The 18,380-nt window shown below is 69.1% G+C and carries 16 protein-coding genes and 2 tRNA genes; 6 read left to right on the top strand and 12 right to left on the bottom strand.

All coding sequences use genetic code 11. The annotated features are described in order from the left end of the window. Window positions 1-98 precede the first annotated feature (98 nt). The 4 genes from OED52_RS07940 to OED52_RS07955 all read right to left on the bottom strand — a co-directional run bounded on the left by OED52_RS07940 (window position 99) and on the right by OED52_RS07955 (window position 3,360). A complete protein-coding gene (locus tag OED52_RS07940) occupies window positions 99-674 on the bottom strand; it encodes a hypothetical protein (protein ID WP_413247750.1) in 576 nt (191 codons plus the stop codon). Window positions 675-709: 35 nt separating this feature from the next. Continuing rightward, window positions 710-1,858 (bottom strand): zinc-dependent alcohol dehydrogenase, encoded by a 1,149-nt coding sequence (locus OED52_RS07945; protein ID WP_264154101.1) that lies wholly within the window; start codon window positions 1,856-1,858, stop codon window positions 710-712. 110 nt (window positions 1,859-1,968) lie between these two features. Further along, window positions 1,969-3,078 carry a carboxylate-amine ligase gene (locus OED52_RS07950; protein WP_264154102.1) on the bottom strand — a complete coding sequence of 370 codons (1,110 nt, stop codon included), beginning with the start codon at window positions 3,076-3,078 and terminating at the stop codon, window positions 1,969-1,971. Window positions 3,079-3,289: 211 nt separating this feature from the next. Further along, a tRNA-Gly gene (locus OED52_RS07955) sits at window positions 3,290-3,360 on the bottom strand. Window positions 3,361-3,493: 133 nt separating this feature from the next. Here OED52_RS07955 and OED52_RS07960 point away from each other — a divergent pair. The 5 genes from OED52_RS07960 to clpX all read left to right on the top strand — a co-directional run bounded on the left by OED52_RS07960 (window position 3,494) and on the right by clpX (window position 7,992). Continuing rightward, window positions 3,494-3,570 (top strand) — tRNA-Pro (locus OED52_RS07960). Window positions 3,571-3,643: 73 nt separating this feature from the next. Next, window positions 3,644-5,008, top strand: coding sequence for a trigger factor (gene tig / locus OED52_RS07965; RefSeq protein ID WP_264154103.1), 1,365 nt, complete (start codon window positions 3,644-3,646; stop codon window positions 5,006-5,008). Between the two features lie 142 nt (window positions 5,009-5,150). Then, window positions 5,151-5,777 (top strand): ATP-dependent Clp protease proteolytic subunit, encoded by a 627-nt coding sequence (locus tag OED52_RS07970; RefSeq protein WP_264154104.1) that lies wholly within the window; start codon window positions 5,151-5,153, stop codon window positions 5,775-5,777. Between the two features lie 46 nt (window positions 5,778-5,823). After that, on the top strand, window positions 5,824-6,486 hold the full coding sequence (locus OED52_RS07975) for an ATP-dependent Clp protease proteolytic subunit (protein ID WP_264154105.1): 663 nt from the start codon (window positions 5,824-5,826) through the stop codon (window positions 6,484-6,486). Between the two features lie 228 nt (window positions 6,487-6,714). Continuing rightward, the gene (gene clpX / locus OED52_RS07980) at window positions 6,715-7,992 is read left to right on the top strand and encodes an ATP-dependent Clp protease ATP-binding subunit ClpX (protein ID WP_264154106.1); all 1,278 of its coding nucleotides are present in this window, start codon (window positions 6,715-6,717) and stop codon (window positions 7,990-7,992) included. A gap of 85 nt (window positions 7,993-8,077) precedes the next feature. Here clpX and fdhD read toward each other — a convergent pair whose 3' ends face one another. Together fdhD and OED52_RS07990 are read right to left on the bottom strand one after the other, a co-directional pair. After that, a complete protein-coding gene (fdhD, locus tag OED52_RS07985; protein WP_264154107.1) occupies window positions 8,078-8,890 on the bottom strand; it encodes a formate dehydrogenase accessory sulfurtransferase FdhD in 813 nt (270 codons plus the stop codon). Next, window positions 8,890-11,214, bottom strand: coding sequence for an FdhF/YdeP family oxidoreductase (locus OED52_RS07990; RefSeq protein WP_264154108.1), 2,325 nt, complete (start codon window positions 11,212-11,214; stop codon window positions 8,890-8,892). The genes fdhD and OED52_RS07990 overlap by 1 nt, the downstream gene beginning before the upstream one ends. A gap of 262 nt (window positions 11,215-11,476) precedes the next feature. Here OED52_RS07990 and OED52_RS07995 point away from each other — a divergent pair, with 262 nt between their 5' ends. After that, a complete protein-coding gene (locus OED52_RS07995; RefSeq protein ID WP_264154109.1) occupies window positions 11,477-12,817 on the top strand; it encodes an ammonium transporter in 1,341 nt (446 codons plus the stop codon). A gap of 63 nt (window positions 12,818-12,880) precedes the next feature. On the opposite strand, the gene OED52_RS08000 is transcribed toward OED52_RS07995, so the two are convergent. From OED52_RS08000 to OED52_RS08025, 6 genes are all read right to left on the bottom strand, one after another. Then, window positions 12,881-13,528 (bottom strand): helix-turn-helix domain-containing protein, encoded by a 648-nt coding sequence (locus OED52_RS08000; RefSeq protein WP_264154110.1) that lies wholly within the window; start codon window positions 13,526-13,528, stop codon window positions 12,881-12,883. A gap of 123 nt (window positions 13,529-13,651) precedes the next feature. Then, window positions 13,652-14,842, bottom strand: coding sequence for an NAD(P)/FAD-dependent oxidoreductase (locus OED52_RS08005; RefSeq protein WP_264154111.1), 1,191 nt, complete (start codon window positions 14,840-14,842; stop codon window positions 13,652-13,654). A gap of 91 nt (window positions 14,843-14,933) precedes the next feature. Next, a complete protein-coding gene (locus tag OED52_RS08010; RefSeq protein ID WP_264154112.1) occupies window positions 14,934-15,509 on the bottom strand; it encodes a HutD/Ves family protein in 576 nt (191 codons plus the stop codon). Beyond that, complete coding sequence (locus OED52_RS08015) at window positions 15,510-16,739, bottom strand: allantoate amidohydrolase (protein WP_264154113.1); 1,230 nt, start codon at window positions 16,737-16,739, stop codon at window positions 15,510-15,512. Further along, window positions 16,736-17,038: a WhiB family transcriptional regulator gene (locus OED52_RS08020; RefSeq protein ID WP_264154114.1), complete on the bottom strand. Its 303-nt coding sequence runs from the start codon at window positions 17,036-17,038 to the stop codon at window positions 16,736-16,738. The genes OED52_RS08015 and OED52_RS08020 overlap by 4 nt, the downstream gene beginning before the upstream one ends. Before the next feature lie 3 nt (window positions 17,039-17,041). Then, a complete protein-coding gene (locus OED52_RS08025) occupies window positions 17,042-18,370 on the bottom strand; it encodes an FMN-binding glutamate synthase family protein (RefSeq protein WP_264154115.1) in 1,329 nt (442 codons plus the stop codon). Window positions 18,371-18,380: the final 10 nt, after the last annotated feature.

Below are 18,380 nucleotides of genomic sequence, written 5' to 3' on the forward strand. Positions count from 1 at the left end.
CTCACACTCCACCGATCCGAGATCGCCGCTTTGCACTCGCTTTGCACTTTCGAGTCGAAAAGGTGACCACCGGAGGTTCCGGTGCCGTCCACCCGTCCTCACCGGCCACCGTGGGATCGCCGACGGTGCACCACGGCGGCACCGAGACCGGCCACGACGATCCACGGCGCACCCGAGACGAGCGGATCGAGCCACTGGTGGTTCACGTCCGAGCGGGTGCTGCCGCGGCGCGACGCCACGCCGTGCGCGGTGACCTCGGCCCGCAGACCGCTCTCGGAGACCGGGTCGTCCGGGCGACCGGCCAGCAGAGCACGCACGCGGCTCTCGGCCACGTCGATGCGGTCTGCGCCGAGCAGCAGCAGCCAGTGTGCGGCCCGGCCCTCGCTGTACCGGCGGTAGGCGTGCCGGCGCACCGCACCCGAGAGGCCCTGCAGCGGTGCCGAGGTCCCGAACACCGGCGTCACGAAGGCGTGTTCGACCGAACGCTCTCGGCCCTCGTGGCCGGGTTGACGCTCCGGGAAGGCCCAGTGGGCGCCGGTCTCCTCGGGAGCGAACCGTTCCTTCGGTACGGCCGGCCGGTCGTGCGGGTCGAGGTCCACACCCCAGCCGGGGATACGGGCCCGCAGCTGCTCGGCCGTCTCCGGGGGCTCGCGCCGGGCGGGGGTGTAGGCGATGGGGGTCCGATCGGGGCTCATGCCTGCGTCTCCCTTCACTGCCCGCCGACGACGATGACGGGCTTGATGCACTCGTCGAGCTTCGACGAGAACATGTGGTACGCCTCGGGGATGTCCTCCAGGGGCACGCGGTGGGTGATGATCTCGCTGGGCTTCAGGTAGCCGTTGCGCACGTGTTCGAACAGTCGTGGCCACTGCCGTTTGACCGGGCACTGGTTCATCCGCAGCGTCAGTCCCTTGTTCAGGGCGTCCCCGAACTTCACCGCGCTGAACATCGGGCCGTAGGCGCCCATCACCGAGACGGTGCCGCCCTTGCGGACGCCGTCGATCGCCCAGTTCAGGGCGACGGGGGAGCCGCCCTGCAGTTTCAGCTTCGCGGCGGTGACGTGCTGGAGGAAGTTCCCGTCGGCCTCGGCGCCGACCGCGTCGATCGCGACGTCCGCTCCCAGATGGTCGGTGGTCTCCTTGAGCAGCACCACCACGTCGTCGTACTCGGCGAAGTTGTAGGTCTCGGCGTGCGCGAAGGTTCGGGCCTTCTCCAGCCGGTACTCGAGGTGGTCGATCACGATCACCCGGCCGGCGCCCATGAACCAGGCGGACTTCGCCGCGTACAGCCCGACGGGGCCGGCGCCGAAGACCACCACCGTGTCACCCTCGGCGATGTCCCCGAGCTGCGCACCGAAGTAGCCGGTCGCCAGCGCGTCGGTGAGCATCAGCGCATCCTCGGGCTCCATCCACTCCGGGATGACGGAGGGACCGACGTCCGCGAAGGGCGCCCGCACGAACTCGGCCTGCCCGCCGTCGTAGCCGCCGCAGGTGTGCGAGTAGCCGTAGATTCCGCCGACCGCGGTGGCGTTCGGGTTGACGTTGTGGCAGTTCGAGTACAGGCCGCGGGAGCAGAAGAAGCACGACCCGCAGTAGACGTTGAACGGCACCATCACGCGGTCGCCGACCTTCAGATTCCGCACGTCCGGGCCGATCTCGTGCACCACCCCGACGAACTCGTGCCCGAACGTCGTGCCGACCCGGGTGTCGGGCATCATCCCGTGATAGAGGTGCAGGTCGGAGCCGCAGATCGCGGCCAACTCGACCCGCACGATCGCGTCCCCGGGATGCTCGATCCGGGGCATCTCCTTCTCCTCGACGCGCACCCGATACGGCCCGCGGTACACCATAGCGCGCATTCGTGTCCCCTCTCGCGGTCCGTGGTCGCCGCTGCCGGCCGTGGTCACAGTCGTGGTTGTGGACGCGGGTACCCGGCGCACGGGTCGCCAAACGAGGGGTGTGGACGCGGTCAGATCTCGGGGACGGCGCGGCGGGCCAGGTCCCGGACGATGTCGGATGGATCGTCGCGCTGCCCGAACGCCCGGCGCTGGAACACCGCGCCGTTGCCGCGTCGCAGGACCCGCGCGAGCAGCCGTTCCGCGCAGGTGTACTCCCCGAACGCCTCGAGGCGCGGGGCGACGTGCCGCAGCAGCGCCCGGATCCGCTCCTGTCCGTCGACGACGCGGCAGGTGAGCGGGTCCACCGCACGGCCGGCCGGGCCGTCCTGCGCCGCGCACAGATACGCCGCGCGGAGCATCTCGGACCCGACGGGCGGAGCCGGGCGTCCCGCCTCGACGTCCTGCACGGCGGTCGCCACGAGGGCCCGCACCAGGGTGGCCAGCAGGACGGTCTCGTCGACGGTCGCGGGGACGTCGCTCACCCGCACCTCGACGGTCGGCAGATGCGCGGACAGGCGCACGTCCCAATAGACCATCCCGACGTCGAGGATGCTGCCGCACTCGATCATGGTGGCGACGACGGTGTCGTAGTGCTCCACCGACTCGAACCACGGCGGCGGGCCCGAGCACGGCCAGCGGCACGCCATCATCGCCCGCCAGCTCGCGAAGCCGGTGTCGCGGCCCTGGTGGATGGGGGAGTTGGCGGTCAGGGCGAGCAGGGTCGGCAGCCACGGCCGCAGATGGTTGGACACCTGCAGCGCCGTGTCGCGGTCCTCGATCCCCACGTGGACGTGGCAGCCGCAGATGTTGTTCTCGCGGACGAACTCGCCGTACCGAGCAGTCATCGTCCGGTAACGCGGCAGATCGGTCACGTCCGGGACGGCATGGGGGATCGGCGGCACCCCGGAGGGCAACAGCGCGGCGTCCTCGTCCCGCGCGGCGGCGGCCAGGGCCCGCCGGCCCGCCACGAGATGCGCCCGGACCTCCGACGCCGACCGGCACACCGGTGTACTCAGCTCGACCTGGGAGCGTTTCAGTTCGCGGTGCACCTCGGCACCGCGCCGGCGTGCGCCGACGGCCACCCGGTCGTTGCGTTCGGTGAGGCGATCGGCGGTCGCGGCCACGAGGAAGAACTCCTCCTCGACCCCGACGGTCGGACCGACCGGTGGACGGACTGCCATCCTCGCCCCCTTCGCTCGACGGCGCCGGGGGAGGTACGTGGCCGGACGCCTTCGCATGGCGTCGGCACCTGCCGGGCCGACGGGACGCGAACTACACATATTGTCGCGCCCGGGGGTCGTGTTCCGGAGTGGGTTCGGGGTTCCGGTGGATATCGTTCGAAACGAAGAACACCCGCCGCTGCGAGTCGCAGACGACGGGTGTCCGATCCGGAGGGGATGACGGGAATCGAACCCGCACCGCCAGTTTGGAAGACTGGAGCTCTACCATTGAGCTACATCCCCGCGGCCTCGCGGATCCGGCGTCCACCGGCTCCGTTCGGTGCGAGATGAGACTGTACCGGACCTCGCTTTGGATTTCATAATCGGGGGGCCGTAGGATTCCGCTCTGGGTCCGCATGGTGGTGTGTGAGGACGACGGGATGTGGCGCAGCTTGGTAGCGCATCCGCTTTGGGAGCGGAGGGTCGCAGGTTCAAATCCTGTCATCCCGACCAGATCGAACGGCGTCAGCGCGCTCAGTAGTGACACGAACGACCGACAAGAGAGCACGACAGAAGGAGCATGTCCGTGAAGAGCACCGTCGAGCAGCTGAGCCCGACGCGAGTCCGTATCAATGTTGAGGTGCCCTTCGAGGAGCTCCAGCCTGATTTCGACCGCGCTTTCAAGGCTCTTGCAACCCAGGTCCGTATCCCCGGCTTCCGCCAGGGCAAGGCTCCCCGGAAGATCCTCGAGGCCCGCGTCGGCCGTGGCGCCGTGCTGGATCAGGTGATCAACGAGGCGATCCAGAGCCGCTACACCGAGGCTGTGACCGCGAACGACGTCAAGGTCATCAGCCAGCCGGAGATCGAGGTCACCAAGCTGGAGGACAACGTCGAGCTGGCCTTCACCGCCGAGGTCGACGTCCGCCCCGAGATCACCCTCCCCGACTTCTCCGAGATCGCCGTCGAGGTCGATCCGGTCGAGGTCACCGACGAGGACGTCGCCGAGCAGCTGCTGTCGTTGCGTCAGCGCTTCGGCACCCTGACCGGTGTCGAGCGCCCGGTGCAGGAGGGCGACTTCGTCTCCATCGACCTGTCCGCCACCGTCGACGGCAAGGACGTCGAGGAGGCCAAGACCGAGGGGCTGTCCCACGAGGTCGGCTCCGGCCAGCTCATCGAGGGCCTGGACGAGGCGATCGTCGGCCTGAAGGCCGGCGAGTCGAAGGAGTTCACCTCCAAGCTCGTCGCCGGTGAGTACGCCGACAAGGAAGCCGTCGTCACCGTCAAGGTCAACACCGTCAAGCAGCGCGAGCTGCCCGAGGCCGACGACGAGTTCGCCCAGATGGCGAGCGAGTTCGACACCCTCGCCGAGCTCGAGGCCGACCTGCGCGAGCGGGTCACCCGGGTCAAGCAGGTCGAGCAGGCCGGCCAGATCCGCGACAAGGTCCTCGAGAAGCTCCTCGAGATCGTCGAGATCCCGGTCCCCGAGGCCGTCGTCCAGGCCGAGGTCGACAGCGCGCTGCACGACGCCATCCACGAGCTCGACCACGATGAGGCCAAGCTGAACGAGCTGCTCGAGGCCCAGGGCTCGAGCCGCGAGGAGTTCGACAAGGAGGCCCGCGAAGGCGCCGAGCGCAACGTCAAGGTGCAGCTGCTCCTCGACGCGATCGCCGAGGCCGAGGGCACCACCGTCGAGCAGCAGGAGCTGACCGAGCGGATCTTCTTCCAGGCGCAGCGCTACGGCATCCCGCCGGAGCAGTTCATCCAGCAGATCAGCCAGGCCAACCAGCTCGGCGCCGTCTTCGCCGACGTGCGCCGCGGCAAGGCCCTGGGCACCGTCGTCGATCGCGCCAACGTCACCGACACCACCGGCGCGACGGTCGACACCAGCGAGCTGTTCGGCAGCAAGAAGGACGACGAGGCGGAGTCCTCCGAGGACTCGGACTCCGAGTAGTCCGAACACCGCGGATCATCCGGACGTTCACGAACGGGATTTTTCCGCTTTGAGCGAAGAGGGCGGCACCGGGCATCCGGTGCCGCCCCCTTTCGTTAGTGTCAGTGTCAGCAACTCACGATCGACGAGAAGGCAGGTACCCGTGACTCCTCAGAATCCGGCGACATCCCTCGGCCCGAAGATGACCTCGGCCACCGCTGGGCTGAACCTCAGCGACTCGGTGTACGAACGCCTGCTCCGCGAACGGATCATCTTCCTGGGCACGCAGGTCGACGACGACATCGCGAACAAGCTGTGCGCCCAGATCCTCCTGCTCGCGGCCGAGGACCCCACCCGCGACATCTCGCTGTACATCAACTCGCCGGGCGGGTCGGTCACCGCGGGTATGGCCATCTACGACACGATGAAGTTCGTGGAGTGCGACGTCGCGACCTTCGCGATGGGTCTGGCGGCGTCGATGGGTCAGTTCCTGCTCTCCGCCGGCACCAAGGGCAAGCGTTACGCCCTGCCGCACGCCCGCATCATGATGCACCAGCCGTCGGCGGGCATCGGTGGTACGGCCGCGGACATCGCGATCATGGCGGAGCAGTTCGCGCTCACCAAGCGTGAGATGGCCGAGCTCATCGCCGAGCACACGGGCCAGTCGGTGGAGCAGATCACCAAGGACTCCGACCGCGACCGCTGGTTCACGGCACGCGAGGCGCTCGAATACGGCTTCGTCGACCACGTCGTGTCCCGGGCGCAGCAGGCCGGCGGCACCGGCAACTAGGTCCCGGCCCGATCTGCCCCAACCCCACCGAATTCTTGGAGAAGCGATGACCAACATGTTCGATCCGCGCCAGCTCGGCGGCGCCGCTCCCGCCTCGCCCGCGAGCCGCTACATCCTCCCGTCGTTCATCGAGCACTCGAGCTACGGAGTCAAGGAGTCCAATCCGTACAACAAGCTGTTCGAGGAGCGCATCATCTTCCTCGGCGTCCAGGTCGACGACGCGTCCGCCAACGACGTCATGGCGCAGCTGCTGGTGCTCGAGTCGCTCGATCCCGACCGCGACATCACCATGTACATCAACTCGCCCGGCGGCTCGTTCACCTCGCTGATGGCGATCTACGACACCATGCAGTACGTGCGCGCCGACATCACCACGGTGTGCCTCGGGCAGGCCGCGTCCGCCGCGGCGGTGCTGCTCGCCGCCGGTACCCCCGGCAAGCGTCTGGCGCTGCCGAACGCCCGTGTGCTGATCCACCAGCCCGCCACCGGCGGCATCCAGGGTCAGGTCTCCGACCTCGAGATCCAGGCCGCCGAGATCGAGCGCATGCGTCGTCTCATGGAGACCACGCTCGCCAAGCACACCGGCAAGGATCCCGATCAGATCCGCAAGGACACCGATCGCGACAAGATCCTCACGGCGGAGCAGGCCGTCGAATACGGGCTGATCGACCGCGTTCTCGAGTACCGGAAGCTGTCGGCACAGAAGTAGTTCGTACCGGGACGGGGAGGCCTTGCGTCTTCCCGTCCCGTCCGCTCCGGTGATTGTGATGGTCGGCACATGCCGTCCTGTACAAATATGACCGGAAACGCGCAGAAGCGGTCGACCTGCGCGCCGGAGTCCGGGTACGGTCGATCAAAGGGCCCGCTCCCCGGGACCGACCTGGAGCGGTGGTCGCGGGATCGGTTGCACGCACACGAGGAAGTAGGGACCTGACTGATGGCACGTATCGGTGACGGCGGAGATCTGCTCAAGTGCTCCTTCTGCGGGAAGAGCCAGAAGCAGGTCAAGAAGCTCATTGCGGGTCCCGGTGTCTACATCTGCGACGAGTGCATCGATCTCTGCAACGAGATCATCGAAGAGGAACTCGCCGAGACCAGCGAGGTGAAACTCGACGAACTCCCCAAGCCGGCGGAGATCCGCGAGTTCCTCGACAACTACGTGATCGGCCAGGACGCCGCCAAGCGGACCCTCGCCGTCGCGGTCTACAACCACTACAAGCGCATCCAAGCGGGCGACAAGGGACGCGACTCGCGCGGCGAGACCGTCGAGCTGGCCAAGTCCAACATCCTGCTGCTCGGCCCCACCGGCTGCGGCAAGACCTATCTCGCCCAGACGCTCGCGAAGATGCTCAACGTCCCCTTCGCGATCGCCGACGCCACGGCGCTGACCGAGGCCGGTTACGTCGGTGAGGACGTCGAGAACATCCTCCTCAAGCTCATCCAGGCCGCCGACTACGACGTCAAGCGCGCCGAGACCGGCATCATCTACATCGACGAGGTCGACAAGATCGCCCGTAAGAGCGAGAACCCGTCGATCACCCGCGACGTCTCCGGTGAGGGTGTCCAGCAGGCCTTGCTCAAGATCCTCGAGGGCACGCAGGCATCGGTGCCGCCGCAGGGCGGTCGCAAGCATCCGCACCAGGAGTTCATCCAGATCGACACGACCAACGTGTTGTTCATCGTCGCGGGCGCGTTCGCCGGCCTCGAGAAGATCGTCTCCGACCGCGTCGGCAAGCGGGGTATCGGCTTCGGCGCCGAGGTCCGCTCGAAGGCGGAGATCGACACGACCGATCACTTCGCGGACGTCATGCCCGAGGACCTCATCAAGTTCGGTCTGATCCCCGAGTTCATCGGCCGTCTGCCGATCCTCGCGTCGGTGACCAATCTCGACAAGGAATCGCTCGTCCAGATCCTGTCGGAGCCGAAGAACGCTCTGGTCAAGCAGTACGTGCGCCTGTTCGAGATGGACGGGGTGGAACTGGAGTTCACGCAGGACGGTCTCGAGGCCGTCGCCGACCAGGCGATCCTGCGCGGCACCGGTGCCCGTGGCCTGCGGGCCATCATGGAGGAGGTCCTGCTCCCCGTGATGTACGACATCCCGAGCCGCGACGACGTCGCCAAGGTCGTCGTGACCGCCGAGACCGTCAACGACAACGTGCTGCCGACGATCGTGCCGCGCAAGCCCGACCGTGAGCGCCGCGACAAGAGCGCCTGACACCCGACTCGACGTACACCGAGGCCCGGCACCGCGAAGGTGCCGGGCCTCGGTGCATCCGGGACTGTGCATCCGGGCCTGTGCGTCAGTGCACGGTGCCGGCGTAGACGTTCATCGACTCGTCGCGCAGGAAACCCACGAGGGTCAGGCCGGTCTCGACGGCGAGATCCACGGCGAGTGACGACGGGGCCGACACCGCCGCGAGCACCGGCACCCCGGCCATCACCGCCTTCTGGGCGAGTTCGAACGAGGCCCGGCTGCTGACGACGAGCACGCTGTCGGACAGCGGCACCTTCCCGGTGGTCACCGCCCAGCCGAGCACCTTGTCGACGGCGTTGTGCCGGCCCACGTCCTCCCGCAACTCCAGCAGGGTGCCGTCCGCGGTGAACAGTGCCGCCGCGTGCAGACCGCCGGTACTCCGGAAGATCTTCTGCTGCTCCCGCATTCGCGGTGCCATCCCCGACAGTGCCTGCGCCGTGACCCGGAAGCCGGTGGGCAGGGAGAACCGGCTGCGGGTGCGCACCTGGTCGAGGGATTCCTTGCCGCACACCCCGCACGCCGAGGTGGTCAGGAAACTGCGGCTGCCCGCCCCGTCGGGCACCGTCACGCCCGGGGCGAGGGCGACGTCGAGGACGTTGTAGGTGTTGGCGCCCGACTCGTCGACCCCGTTGCAGTAGCGCACCGCCGCGACGTCCTCCCGGCTGCCGATGATCCCCTCCGCGAGCAGGAAACCGTGCACGAGTTCGACATCGTGTCCCGGGGTGCGCATGGTGACGGTCAGCGACCGGCCGCCCATCTGGATCTCGAGGGGTTCCTCGACCGCGAGGGTGTCGGGTCGGCGGGACGTCCGGTCGCCGGTGATGCGGACGACCGGACGACGGGCGGTGACACGGCCCATCAGTGCGACCCGTTCGGGGCGGTCGCGGGTTCGAGCCGCACGGTGACCGCTTTGGACGCCGGCGTGTTCGACGCTGCCGCAACGTGATCCAGTGGAACCAGGGGGTTGGTCTCGGGATAGTAGGCGGCGGCGTTGCCCACCGGGGTGCTGTAGGAGACGATGCGGAAGTCGTGCACGCGCCGCTCCTCGACGGTGCCGTCCGCGGTGGTCCACTCCGAGACGATGTCGACGCGGTCGCCGTCGCGGAACCCGAGGGCGGTGATGTCCTGCGGGTTCACCAGGATCACCCGTCGGCCGTTCTTCACGCCGCGATAGCGGTCGTCGAGACCGTAGATGGTGGTGTTGTACTGGTCGTGGCTGCGCAGGGTCTGCAGGATCAGCCGTCCTTCGGGAGTGGGCACCCATTCGAGCGGGTTGACCGAGAAGTTGGCACGTCCTGTGTGCGTGGGGAATTCACGCTTGTCGCGGGGCGGGTGGGGGAGGGCGAAGCCGTCCGGCTGCCGGACCCGCTCGTTGTAGTTCTCGCAGCCGGGGACGACGCGGGAGATCGCGTCGCGGATGCGGTCGTAGTCGGCCTCGAACTCCTCCCACGGCACCGGATGCCCGGGGCCGAGGAGGGTGCGGGCGAGGCGGGTGATGATGGAGACCTCGCTGAGCAGGTGCTCCGAGACCGGACGCAAGCGTCCCCGTGACAGGTGCACCATCGACATCGAGTCCTCCACGGAGACGACCTGCTTGCCGCTCTTCTGCACGTCGAGGTCGGTGCGACCGAGGGTGGGGAGGATCAGCGCGGTGCGGCCGGTGACCGTGTGGCTGCGGTTGAGTTTCGTCGACACCTGCACGGTGAGCGCGCAGCGGCGCAGGGCTGCCTCGGTGGCGTGGGTGTCGGGGGTGGCCGAGACGAAGTTTCCGCCCATCGCGAAGAACACCGAGGCGCGGCCGTCGCGCATCGCCCGGATGGCTTCCACCGTGTCGTAGCCGTGGTGGCGCGGCGACCGGATCCCGAACTCGGCGTCGAGGGCGGCCAGGAAGGACTCGGGCATCTTCTCGTAGATGCCCATCGTGCGGTCGCCCTGCACGTTGGAGTGCCCGCGCACGGGGCACACCCCGGCGCCGGGCTTGCCGATCATGCCGCGGGCGAGCAGCAGGTTGACGGCCTCGGCGATGGTCGCCACCGCGTGGGTGTGCTGGGTCAGGCCCATCGCCCAGCACACCACCGTGCGTTCGGAGGTCGCCAGGTCCGAGGCCAGGGCGCGGATGCGGTGCAGCGGCAGTCCGGTGGCCTCGACGACGGTGTCGAGATCCACTCCGCGGATGTGCTTCTCGTACTCGTCGAAGCCGGCGCAGTGCTCCGCGACGAACTCGCGGTCGATCACGGTGCCGGGGGCAGCGTCCTCGGCCTCGAAGAGCAGCCGGCCGAGGCCCTGGAACAGCGCCATGTCGCCGCCGAGCCGGATCTGCAGGAACTCGTCGGCGATGTCCACGCCCTGCCCGATCACCCCGGACGGCTTCTGCGGGTCCTTGAACCGCCGCAACCCGGCCTCGGGGAGCGGATTGATCGCGACCACCCGCGCGCCGTTGGCCTTGGCCTTCTCGAGGGTCGACAGCATGCGCGGATGGTTGGTGCCGGGGTTCTGGCCGGCGATCAGGATCAGGTCGGCGTTCTCGATGTCCGGCACCGACACCGAGCCCTTGCCGATGCCGATGGTGTCGGTCAGGGCGGTGCCCGACGACTCGTGGCACATGTTGGAGCAGTCCGGCAGGTTGTTGGTGCCGTACGACCGGATCATCAGCTGGTAGAGGAAGGCGGCCTCGTTGCTGGTGCGCCCCGACGTGTAGAAGACGGCGTGGTCGGGGGAGGGCAGCGCCTTCAGGTGGTCGGCGATCAGGGCGAAGGCGTCGTCCCACTCGATTGCTTCGTAGTGGTCGCTGCCCGGGCGCAGCACCATCGGGTGGGTGAGGCGTCCCTGTTGCCCGAGCCAGTACTCGGTCTTCGTGCCCAGTTCCGAGACGGAGTGGCGGGCGAAGAACTCGGGGGTCACCGTGCGGAGGGTGGCCTCCTCGGCGACGGCCTTCGCGCCGTTCTCGCAGAATTCGGCGGGCTTGCGGTGGCCGGGCGTCTCGGGCCAGGCGCAGCCGGGGCAGTCGAAGCCGTGGCGCTGGTTCAGCCGGGTGAGGGTCTTCGCGGTGCGCAGGGGACCCATCTGCTCGACGGCGCGGTCGAGTGAGACCAGAACGGCGGGGACCCCGGCGGCGTAGTCCTTCGGTGCCGAGATCTCGAGTTCGGACTCGTCGATATCGCTCTGTGGCGCGCGTCGCATCATGCCTCCCATATTGCCGTCTCGGCCGGCGTTCTGCCCGGTTGCGAAACCAACTCTCGTTACACGAAGTTCACTCGCTTCTCGCACGGACATTACAGGCTTGGTCCACTCTCAGGGAACGGTGATGAATGCGAGTCACCGACGGTTGCCGCGGGCGTGCGCCCCGAGCGAACCGGACACGAACCTCCGACTCTTCGACAAGACCCCTCCACGAACCACTGCACGATCCCGGAACGAATCTCCCGAACGAACAAGGTGGACATCTATGGAACAGGCACTCGCAGCCGCCGATACCGCCTGGGTGCTGGCGGCATTCACAGCGGTCGTACTGATGGTGCCGGGCCTCGCGCTGTTCTACAGCGGCATGCTCGGCGTCAAGAGTGCGCTCAACATGATCATGATGGTGATGGGTGGCTTCGCGGTCACCGCGGTGCTCTGGGTGCTCTTCGGCCCCGCCGCGGTGCTCGGCGACAGCGTCGGCGGGTACGGGCTCATCGGTAACCCCTTCACCGACATCGGCCTCGGTTCGCTGCTCGAGGAGGACCCCGCCGGAGGCATGCCCGCCGCCCTCACCGCGGCGTTCCACCTGCTCTTCGCCGGTATCACCGTCGCGATCATCGCCGGTGGTGTCGCCGATCGCATGAAGTTCTCCGCCTGGCTGGTGTTCTCCGGCGTGTGGGTGGTGCTGGTCTACTTCCCGGTCGCGCACTGGGTCTTCGCCTTCGACGACGAGGAGGCCGGCACCAAGGGCGGCTGGATCGCCAACGCTCTCGCCGCCCACGACTTCGCCGGTGGCACGGCCGTCCACATGAACTCCGGTGTCGCGGCCCTCGCCCTCGCGATCGCCCTCGGGCGTCGCCGCGGCTTCCCGCACGTGCCGCGCCCGCACAATCTCCCGCTCGTGGTCCTCGGCGGCGGCATCCTGCTCTTCGGCTGGTTCGGCTTCAACGGCGGCTCCGCAGGCGGAGCCAACCACACCGCCGGTGTCGTCGTGCTGAACACCCTCGTCGCGGCGATGGCCGGTCTGCTCGGCTGGCTGCTCGTCGAGCGGATCAAGGAGAAGCACGCGACGACGCTCGGTGCGATCTCCGGTGTGATCGCCGCGCTCGTCGGTATCACCCCCGCGGCCAGCCTGGTCTCCCCGCTCGGCGCCCTGTTGATCGGTGCGGTCGCCGGCGCGGTGGGCTGCTTCGCAGTGAGCTGGAAGTTCCGCTTCGGCTACGACGACTCGCTCGACGTCGTCGCCATCCACCTCCTCGGCGGCGTCGTGGGCACCACCCTGATCGCCTTCGTGGCCACGGCCGCCGCACCCGCCGGGGTGAACGGTCTGTTCTTCGGCGGTGGGATCGACCTGCTCGGCCGCCAGCTCCTCGCGATGGCCGCGGTGTTCGCCTACTCGTTCGCGGTGACCTTCCTGATCGCGAAGATCCTCGACAAGATCATGGGCATCCGGGTGGACGCCGAGACCGAGATGCGCGGCATCGATGTCCCGGTGCACGGCGAGACCGCCTACGTCATGGACTCGTTCGCGCCGAGCGGCCCGTCGTCGATGCGGCCGGAGGTGTTCTCGGAGGACCGCGACATCGTGGTGCCGACCCAGCCCTGAGGTACCCGATACGACGACGGCGCCCCCATCACGCGATGGGGGCGCCGTCGGCCGTGTCCGGGGTCAGGGCTGGTGGTTGTCGGGATAGGCGGTCACGGCAAGGAACCGGATCGGCAGCTGCACCAGCTCGTTGGGGCCGTGCAGGCCCTCGCCGTCGAGCAGCAGTGCGTCGCCGGGCAGCAGGCGGTACTCGGAATCGCCGTGTCCGTACACCATCTCGCCCTCGAGCATGTACAGCAGCTCGGTGCCGGGATGCTGGAACAGGGGAAAGACGTCGCTCGCGTCGGTGAGGGTCACCAGCACCGGTTCGAGCCGCTTGTGCTGTCCCCGCAGCGCGCCGAGCAGTTCGTAGCGGTGGCCCACCCGGGTGCCGCGGCCGACGATCTCGGCGCCGTGCCCGGCCTTGGTGAACACCGCCTCGCGATGCGCGTCGGCGCCGCGGAACAGCGACGTGACGGGCACGTCGAGGCCGGCGGCGAGGCGGGCGAGGGTGGACAGGCTGCAGGAGGTCTGGGCGTTCTCGATCTTCGAGAGCATGGCCTTGGAGATGCCCACCCTGGCGGCCATCTCCCCGACGGACAGTCCGCTCGCCAGGCGCAGGGCGCGCACCTGGTGCGCGATCGCCCGTTCCAGGTCCACACCCGTGGGGGTGCCACGGGGGACTTCGCGTCCGGAATCGTCGTAGAGGACGGGGCGGTCCGATTCGGCCATGCCGTCAGCGTAGCGTGTGTCCACTCGTGGTGGACGACACGTGCCCGGACACGCCGAGACCCTCCCCGGACCTCGGGGTCCGGGGAGGGCGGTGGGGATGAGGGGTTCGGGATCCGGGGCGGCTCAGCGCATCTCGCCGGCGCCCTCGTAGGGGTTGAGGCTCAGGAGCAGATCGCCTTCGGCGAAGCGGGAGTACCGGAAGTCGTCCGGGTTCACGTTGGGCAGGTCGGTCTTCCCGTCGAGCAGCAGGTCGGCGACGAGCTTGCCGACGGCGGGGGAGATCTTGAAACCGTGCCCGGAGAACCCGGCGGCCAGGAACAGGCCGTCCACCGGAGACGGGCCGATGACCGGGTTGTAGTCCGCGGTGACGTCGTACGCCCCGACGTAGGTGCTGGTGATCCGCGGGTCCGGCATGTCGGGCAGGCGGGTGCCGAGCTTCATGATGGTCTTCTCGATCGTCGAGTCGTCGGCGCGGTTGACGTACTTGTCGGGATCGATGTACTGCGGTGCCTGGTGGTCGGAATTACCCACGAGCAGTTCGCCGTTCGGTTCCCGGCAGATGTACTGCAGGCCGGACAGGTCGGAGAGCACCGGCACCTCCGGGGTGGGCTCGCCCTGGTCGACGAGCACCAGCTGGGCGCGTTGCGCCTTGATGTCGAGGTCCACCCCGACCCCTGCGACGAGAGCCGGGGTCCAGGGGCCGGCGGCCACGACGACCTGCTCGGCGTGGATCTCGGAGCCGTCGGTGAGGGTGACGCCGTAGACGCGGCCGGACGGGTCCTGCAGCAGCGACGCGGCGGGGGTGCTCTGCTTGATCTTCACGCCCATCTTCCGGGCGGTGGCGGCGAAGGCCATGCCCGCCATGTACGCCTCACCGCGGCCGCCGAGCGGCTCGTAGGCGAACAGGGCGAAGTCGTCGAGGTGCAGACCCGGCCACAGCTCGGCCACCTTGTCGTGGGGGACGAGTTCGGTGGCGATGCCGAGGCCCTGCATCATCTCGATGTTCGCCTCGAGGGGCTTGACGTTGTTCTCCGCGACGCCCACGAGATAACCGCACTGCCGGAAACCCATGTCGTCGCCGAAGATCTCGGTGGCGCGGGTGAAGATGTCGACGCCGTACCAGGACATCGCGGCCAGCGAGGGAACCCCGTAGTGGCACCGCACGACACCGCTGGACTTGCCGGTCATGCCCGAACAGAGGGTGTCGCGTTCGAGGACCAGGACGTCGGTCTCGCCGCGGTCGGCGAGGGAGTAGGCGATGGCCAGGCCTTCGAGGCCGCCACCGACGATCAGAAACTTGGTCGTGTCCGTCACCTGAGGATCCTTTGTTCGGAGGGCCTCTCCTGCGGGGAGGTCCGCGGGGGAGTCGATATCGAAGGGGAACGAGTCGGCCGGTGATCCGCGCTCAGACGGGATCCGGCCGAGGTCGGGGTTCGGGTGCGATGCGGACGAGGAGCCCGGAGGCCGTGTCGCCGCGCAGGGCGAGCGCCTCGTCGTGGACCAGGAGGCAGTCCCCGGATCCGGCCTGCACCGCGCCGGCGCGCACGAGGCCGGAGCGGACGAACAGTGCGGTGACCTCGCGGGGGTCGGTCACGGGGTGGGCGCCGGGCGGGATCGGGGACACGCTCGCGGTCGCGGCCCCGCGTTCGATCATCACGTTGAACGCGGAGGTCGCGCCGAGGGGGAGGCAGTGGGGTGCGTCCTCCCCGGCGAACGGATGCGGTTGCCAGGGGCGCACCGTCCGCGGGCCGTCGCCGAAGTCGAGGTCGACGTCGTGCTCGCCGACGACGGTGAAGATGCGGTCCACGCCGGGGAAGGCGGAGAATCCGCTCGGCGCCGACCCCAGATCGGCGAGACTGAGCCGCCAGCGGGGCCGGTCGGTCCGGAGCAGGTCGCCGGTGGCGATCTCCTCCGTCGTCCCGGCGCCGTTGCGCCAGGGCACCCGGCGTCGCTCGCCGGCGCGGACCACCTGCACCGTCATCTATGCGCCTGTCGTCCAGTCCACCATGATGTCCGCCAGCGCCTGCGCGCCGACGTTGCAGTCGTCGGGCTCGGCGAACTCGTGCGGAGAGTGCGACACCCCGGTGGGGTTGCGCACGAACAGCATTGCGGTGGGCACCTTCTCGGACAGGATTCCGGCGTCGTGGCCGGCCTGGGTGGGAAGGATCGGGATGTCCCCTAGATGGGACAGGGTGCGCCGCAACCGTTCCCGCGGACCGGCGGGGAACTCCACGATCGGCGTGACGGACTCGGCGAAGACGTCGAGTCCGATGCCGTCGGGTTCGCAGTGGCGCCGCGCCTCGGCCTCGATCTCGGCGACCAGCTCGGTCAGGGTCTTCTCGTCTGCTGCACGCGCGTCGAGCCAGGCCTTGATTTCCGACGGAATCGCGTTGGCGCCGTTGGGAAGTACCTCGATCTTGCCGAAGGTCGCCACCGCACCCGCCGCTGCGGCGCACGACCGGGCGCTGTGCACCGAGGATGCGTACGCCAGCATCGGGTCGTGCCGGTCCACCAGGCGGGTCGCGCCGGCATGGTTGGCCTCACCGGTGAAGGTGAACTGCCAGCGGCCGTGCGGCCAGATCGACGACGCCACCGCCACCGGGGCGTCGATCAGATCGAGGGCCCGGCCCTGTTCGACGTGCAGTTCGACGTACACCCCGACCCGGTCCACGAGGGTCGGGTCGGCACCGACGTGCTCGGGCAGGCGGCCGGCGCGGGTCATGGCCTCGGCGAGCGTGATCCCGTCACGGTCGCGCAGACCGAGCGCGCGCTGCGGGGCGAGTGCCCCGGTGGTGAGCTGGCTGCCGACGCAGGCGACACCGAAGCGGGCGCCCTCTTCGTCGGAGAACGCGGTGATCGCGATCGGGACGGTGGGGACGACGCCGCGGTCGCGGACGATGTCCACCGCGGCGAACGCCGACACCACCCCGAGCGGGCCGTCGAAGGCACCACCGTCGGGGACCGAGTCGAGGTGCGAGCCGGTGACGAAGGCGCCGGTCGGGTCGCCCGTCCAGCCGTCGGGCAGCCACCAGGCCCACAGGTTGCCGTTCCGGTCCTCCTCGACGTCCATGCCGCGTTCGGCGGCGCAGCCGCGGAACCACTCCCGAAGGGTGAGATCTGCGTCGCTCCAAGCGAATCGGCGATAGCCTCCGGTCGTCGGATGCTTCCCGACGTCCAGGATCGAGGCCCAGAGCGAGTCGAAGGCGGTCATGTGCTGTGTCCTCTCGGAATTCGGCTGTGGCGGGCCCGGTCGTGCCCGGCGGAGCGGGCGCGGGCGAGCCACCGGTGACGGACCAGTTCCGTCGGGGTCAGCCCGCCCCACACCCCGTGCATCTCCCCGGCGAGAGCCGCCTGGTCGCGGCAGGGTTCGCGGACGGGGCAGGATGCGCAGACGGCCTTGGCGCGGGCGATCGCCTCGGGAGCGTCGTCGAAGAAGTCGACGTCCCGGGAACGGCACAGCGGCTGTGCCTGCCGGTCCCGGAACGCGTCGAGCAGGGCGGTGGGGGACATGGGTCAGAAGGTGCTGCGGCCGGGGATCCAGTCGGTGCCGGCCAGGGGCACCCGCGCCATCGCAGCGGCCTCCATGGTGACGGCGACGAGGTCCTGCGGTTCGAGATTGCGCAGGTGCGACTTGCCGCAGGCCCGGGCGATGGTCTGGGCCTCCATGGTGAGCACCCGCAGGTAGTTCGCGAGGCGGCGGCCGCCCTCGACCGGGTCGAAGCGGGCCTGCAGCTCGGGATCCTGCGTGGTGATGCCGGCGGGATCCTTGCCGTCCTGGAAGTCGTCGTAGAAGCCGGCGGCGGAACCGAGCTTCTCGTACTCGGCCTGGTACTTCGGATCGTTGTCGCCGAGGGCGATTAGGGCGGCGGTGCCGATGGCGACGGCGTCGGCTCCGAGAGCCATCGCCTTGGCGACGTCGGCGCCGGAGCGGATGCCGCCGGAGACGATGAGCTGGACGCCGCCGGGGGTGCGGTGCACACCCATCTCCTGCAGGGCCTGCACGGCCTGGGGGATCGCGGCGAGGGTGGGGATGCCGACGTGCTCGATGAACACGTCCTGGGTGGCGGCGGTGCCACCCTGCATGCCGTCGACGACGACCACGTCGGCGCCGGACTTCACCGCGAGCTTGACATCGTAGTAGGTGCGGGTCGCGCCGACCTTGACGTAGATGGGCTTCTCCCAGCCGGTGATCTCGCGCAGTTCGAGGATCTTGATGGCGAGGTCGTCGGGGCCGGTCCAGTCGGGGTGCCGGCAGGCGCTGCGCTGGTCGATGCCCACCGGCAGGGTGCGCATCCCGGCGACGCGCTCGGTGATCTTCTGGCCGAGCAGCATGCCGCCACCGCCGGGCTTGGCACCTTGGCCGAGCACGACCTCGATGGCGTCGGCCTTGCGCAGGTCGTCGGGGTTCATCCCGTAGCGCGAGGGCAGGTACTGGTAGACGAGGTGCTTGGACTGACCGCGTTCCTCCGGGGTCATACCGCCGTCGCCGGTGGTGGTGGAGGTGCCGACCTCGCTGGCGCCGCGCCCGAGAGCCTCCTTGGCGCGGCCGGACAGGGCACCGAAGCTCATGCCGGCGATGGTGACCGGGATGTCCAGGTGCAGCGGGTACTTCGCGTTCCGATCGCCGAGGACGACGTCCGTCTCGCACTTCTCGCGGTAACCCTCGAGGGGGTAGCGGGACATGGAGGCGCCGAGGAACAGCAGGTCGTCGAAGTGCGGAACCTTGCGCTTGGCACCCCAGCCGCGGATGTCGTAGATGCCGGTGGCGGCGGCACGCTGGATCTCGTGGATGACGTTGCGGTCGAAGGTGGCCGACTCGCGCAGTCCGGGCCGGAAGGTCATGGGGGGTCTC

Source organism: Rhodococcus sp. Z13 (genome assembly GCF_025837095.1).
In the GTDB taxonomy this organism is placed as follows: Bacteria; Actinomycetota; Actinomycetes; order Mycobacteriales; family Mycobacteriaceae; genus Rhodococcus; species Rhodococcus sacchari.

Excerpts from the sequence above, each read along its gene's own strand:
- clpX (WP_264154106.1), top strand. The coding sequence starts at position 6,715 with ATGGCACGTATCGGTGACGGCGGAGATCTGCTCAAGTGCTCCTTCTGC.
- OED52_RS07995 (WP_264154109.1), top strand. The coding sequence starts at position 11,477 with ATGGAACAGGCACTCGCAGCCGCCGATACCGCCTGGGTGCTGGCGGCA.
- OED52_RS08025 (WP_264154115.1), bottom strand. The coding sequence starts at position 18,370 with ATGACCTTCCGGCCCGGACTGCGCGAGTCGGCCACCTTCGACCGCAAC.
- OED52_RS07950 (WP_264154102.1), bottom strand. The coding sequence starts at position 3,078 with ATGGCAGTCCGTCCACCGGTCGGTCCGACCGTCGGGGTCGAGGAGGAG.
- OED52_RS08015 (WP_264154113.1), bottom strand. The coding sequence starts at position 16,739 with ATGACCGCCTTCGACTCGCTCTGGGCCTCGATCCTGGACGTCGGGAAG.
- OED52_RS07990 (WP_264154108.1), bottom strand. The coding sequence starts at position 11,214 with ATGATGCGACGCGCGCCACAGAGCGATATCGACGAGTCCGAACTCGAG.
- OED52_RS07945 (WP_264154101.1), bottom strand. The coding sequence starts at position 1,858 with ATGCGCGCTATGGTGTACCGCGGGCCGTATCGGGTGCGCGTCGAGGAG.
- OED52_RS08000 (WP_264154110.1), bottom strand. The coding sequence starts at position 13,528 with ATGGCCGAATCGGACCGCCCCGTCCTCTACGACGATTCCGGACGCGAA.
- fdhD (WP_264154107.1), bottom strand. The coding sequence starts at position 8,890 with ATGGGCCGTGTCACCGCCCGTCGTCCGGTCGTCCGCATCACCGGCGAC.
- OED52_RS08010 (WP_264154112.1), bottom strand. The coding sequence starts at position 15,509 with ATGACGGTGCAGGTGGTCCGCGCCGGCGAGCGACGCCGGGTGCCCTGG.
- OED52_RS08020 (WP_264154114.1), bottom strand. The coding sequence starts at position 17,038 with ATGTCCCCCACCGCCCTGCTCGACGCGTTCCGGGACCGGCAGGCACAG.
- OED52_RS07975 (WP_264154105.1), top strand. The coding sequence starts at position 5,824 with ATGACCAACATGTTCGATCCGCGCCAGCTCGGCGGCGCCGCTCCCGCC.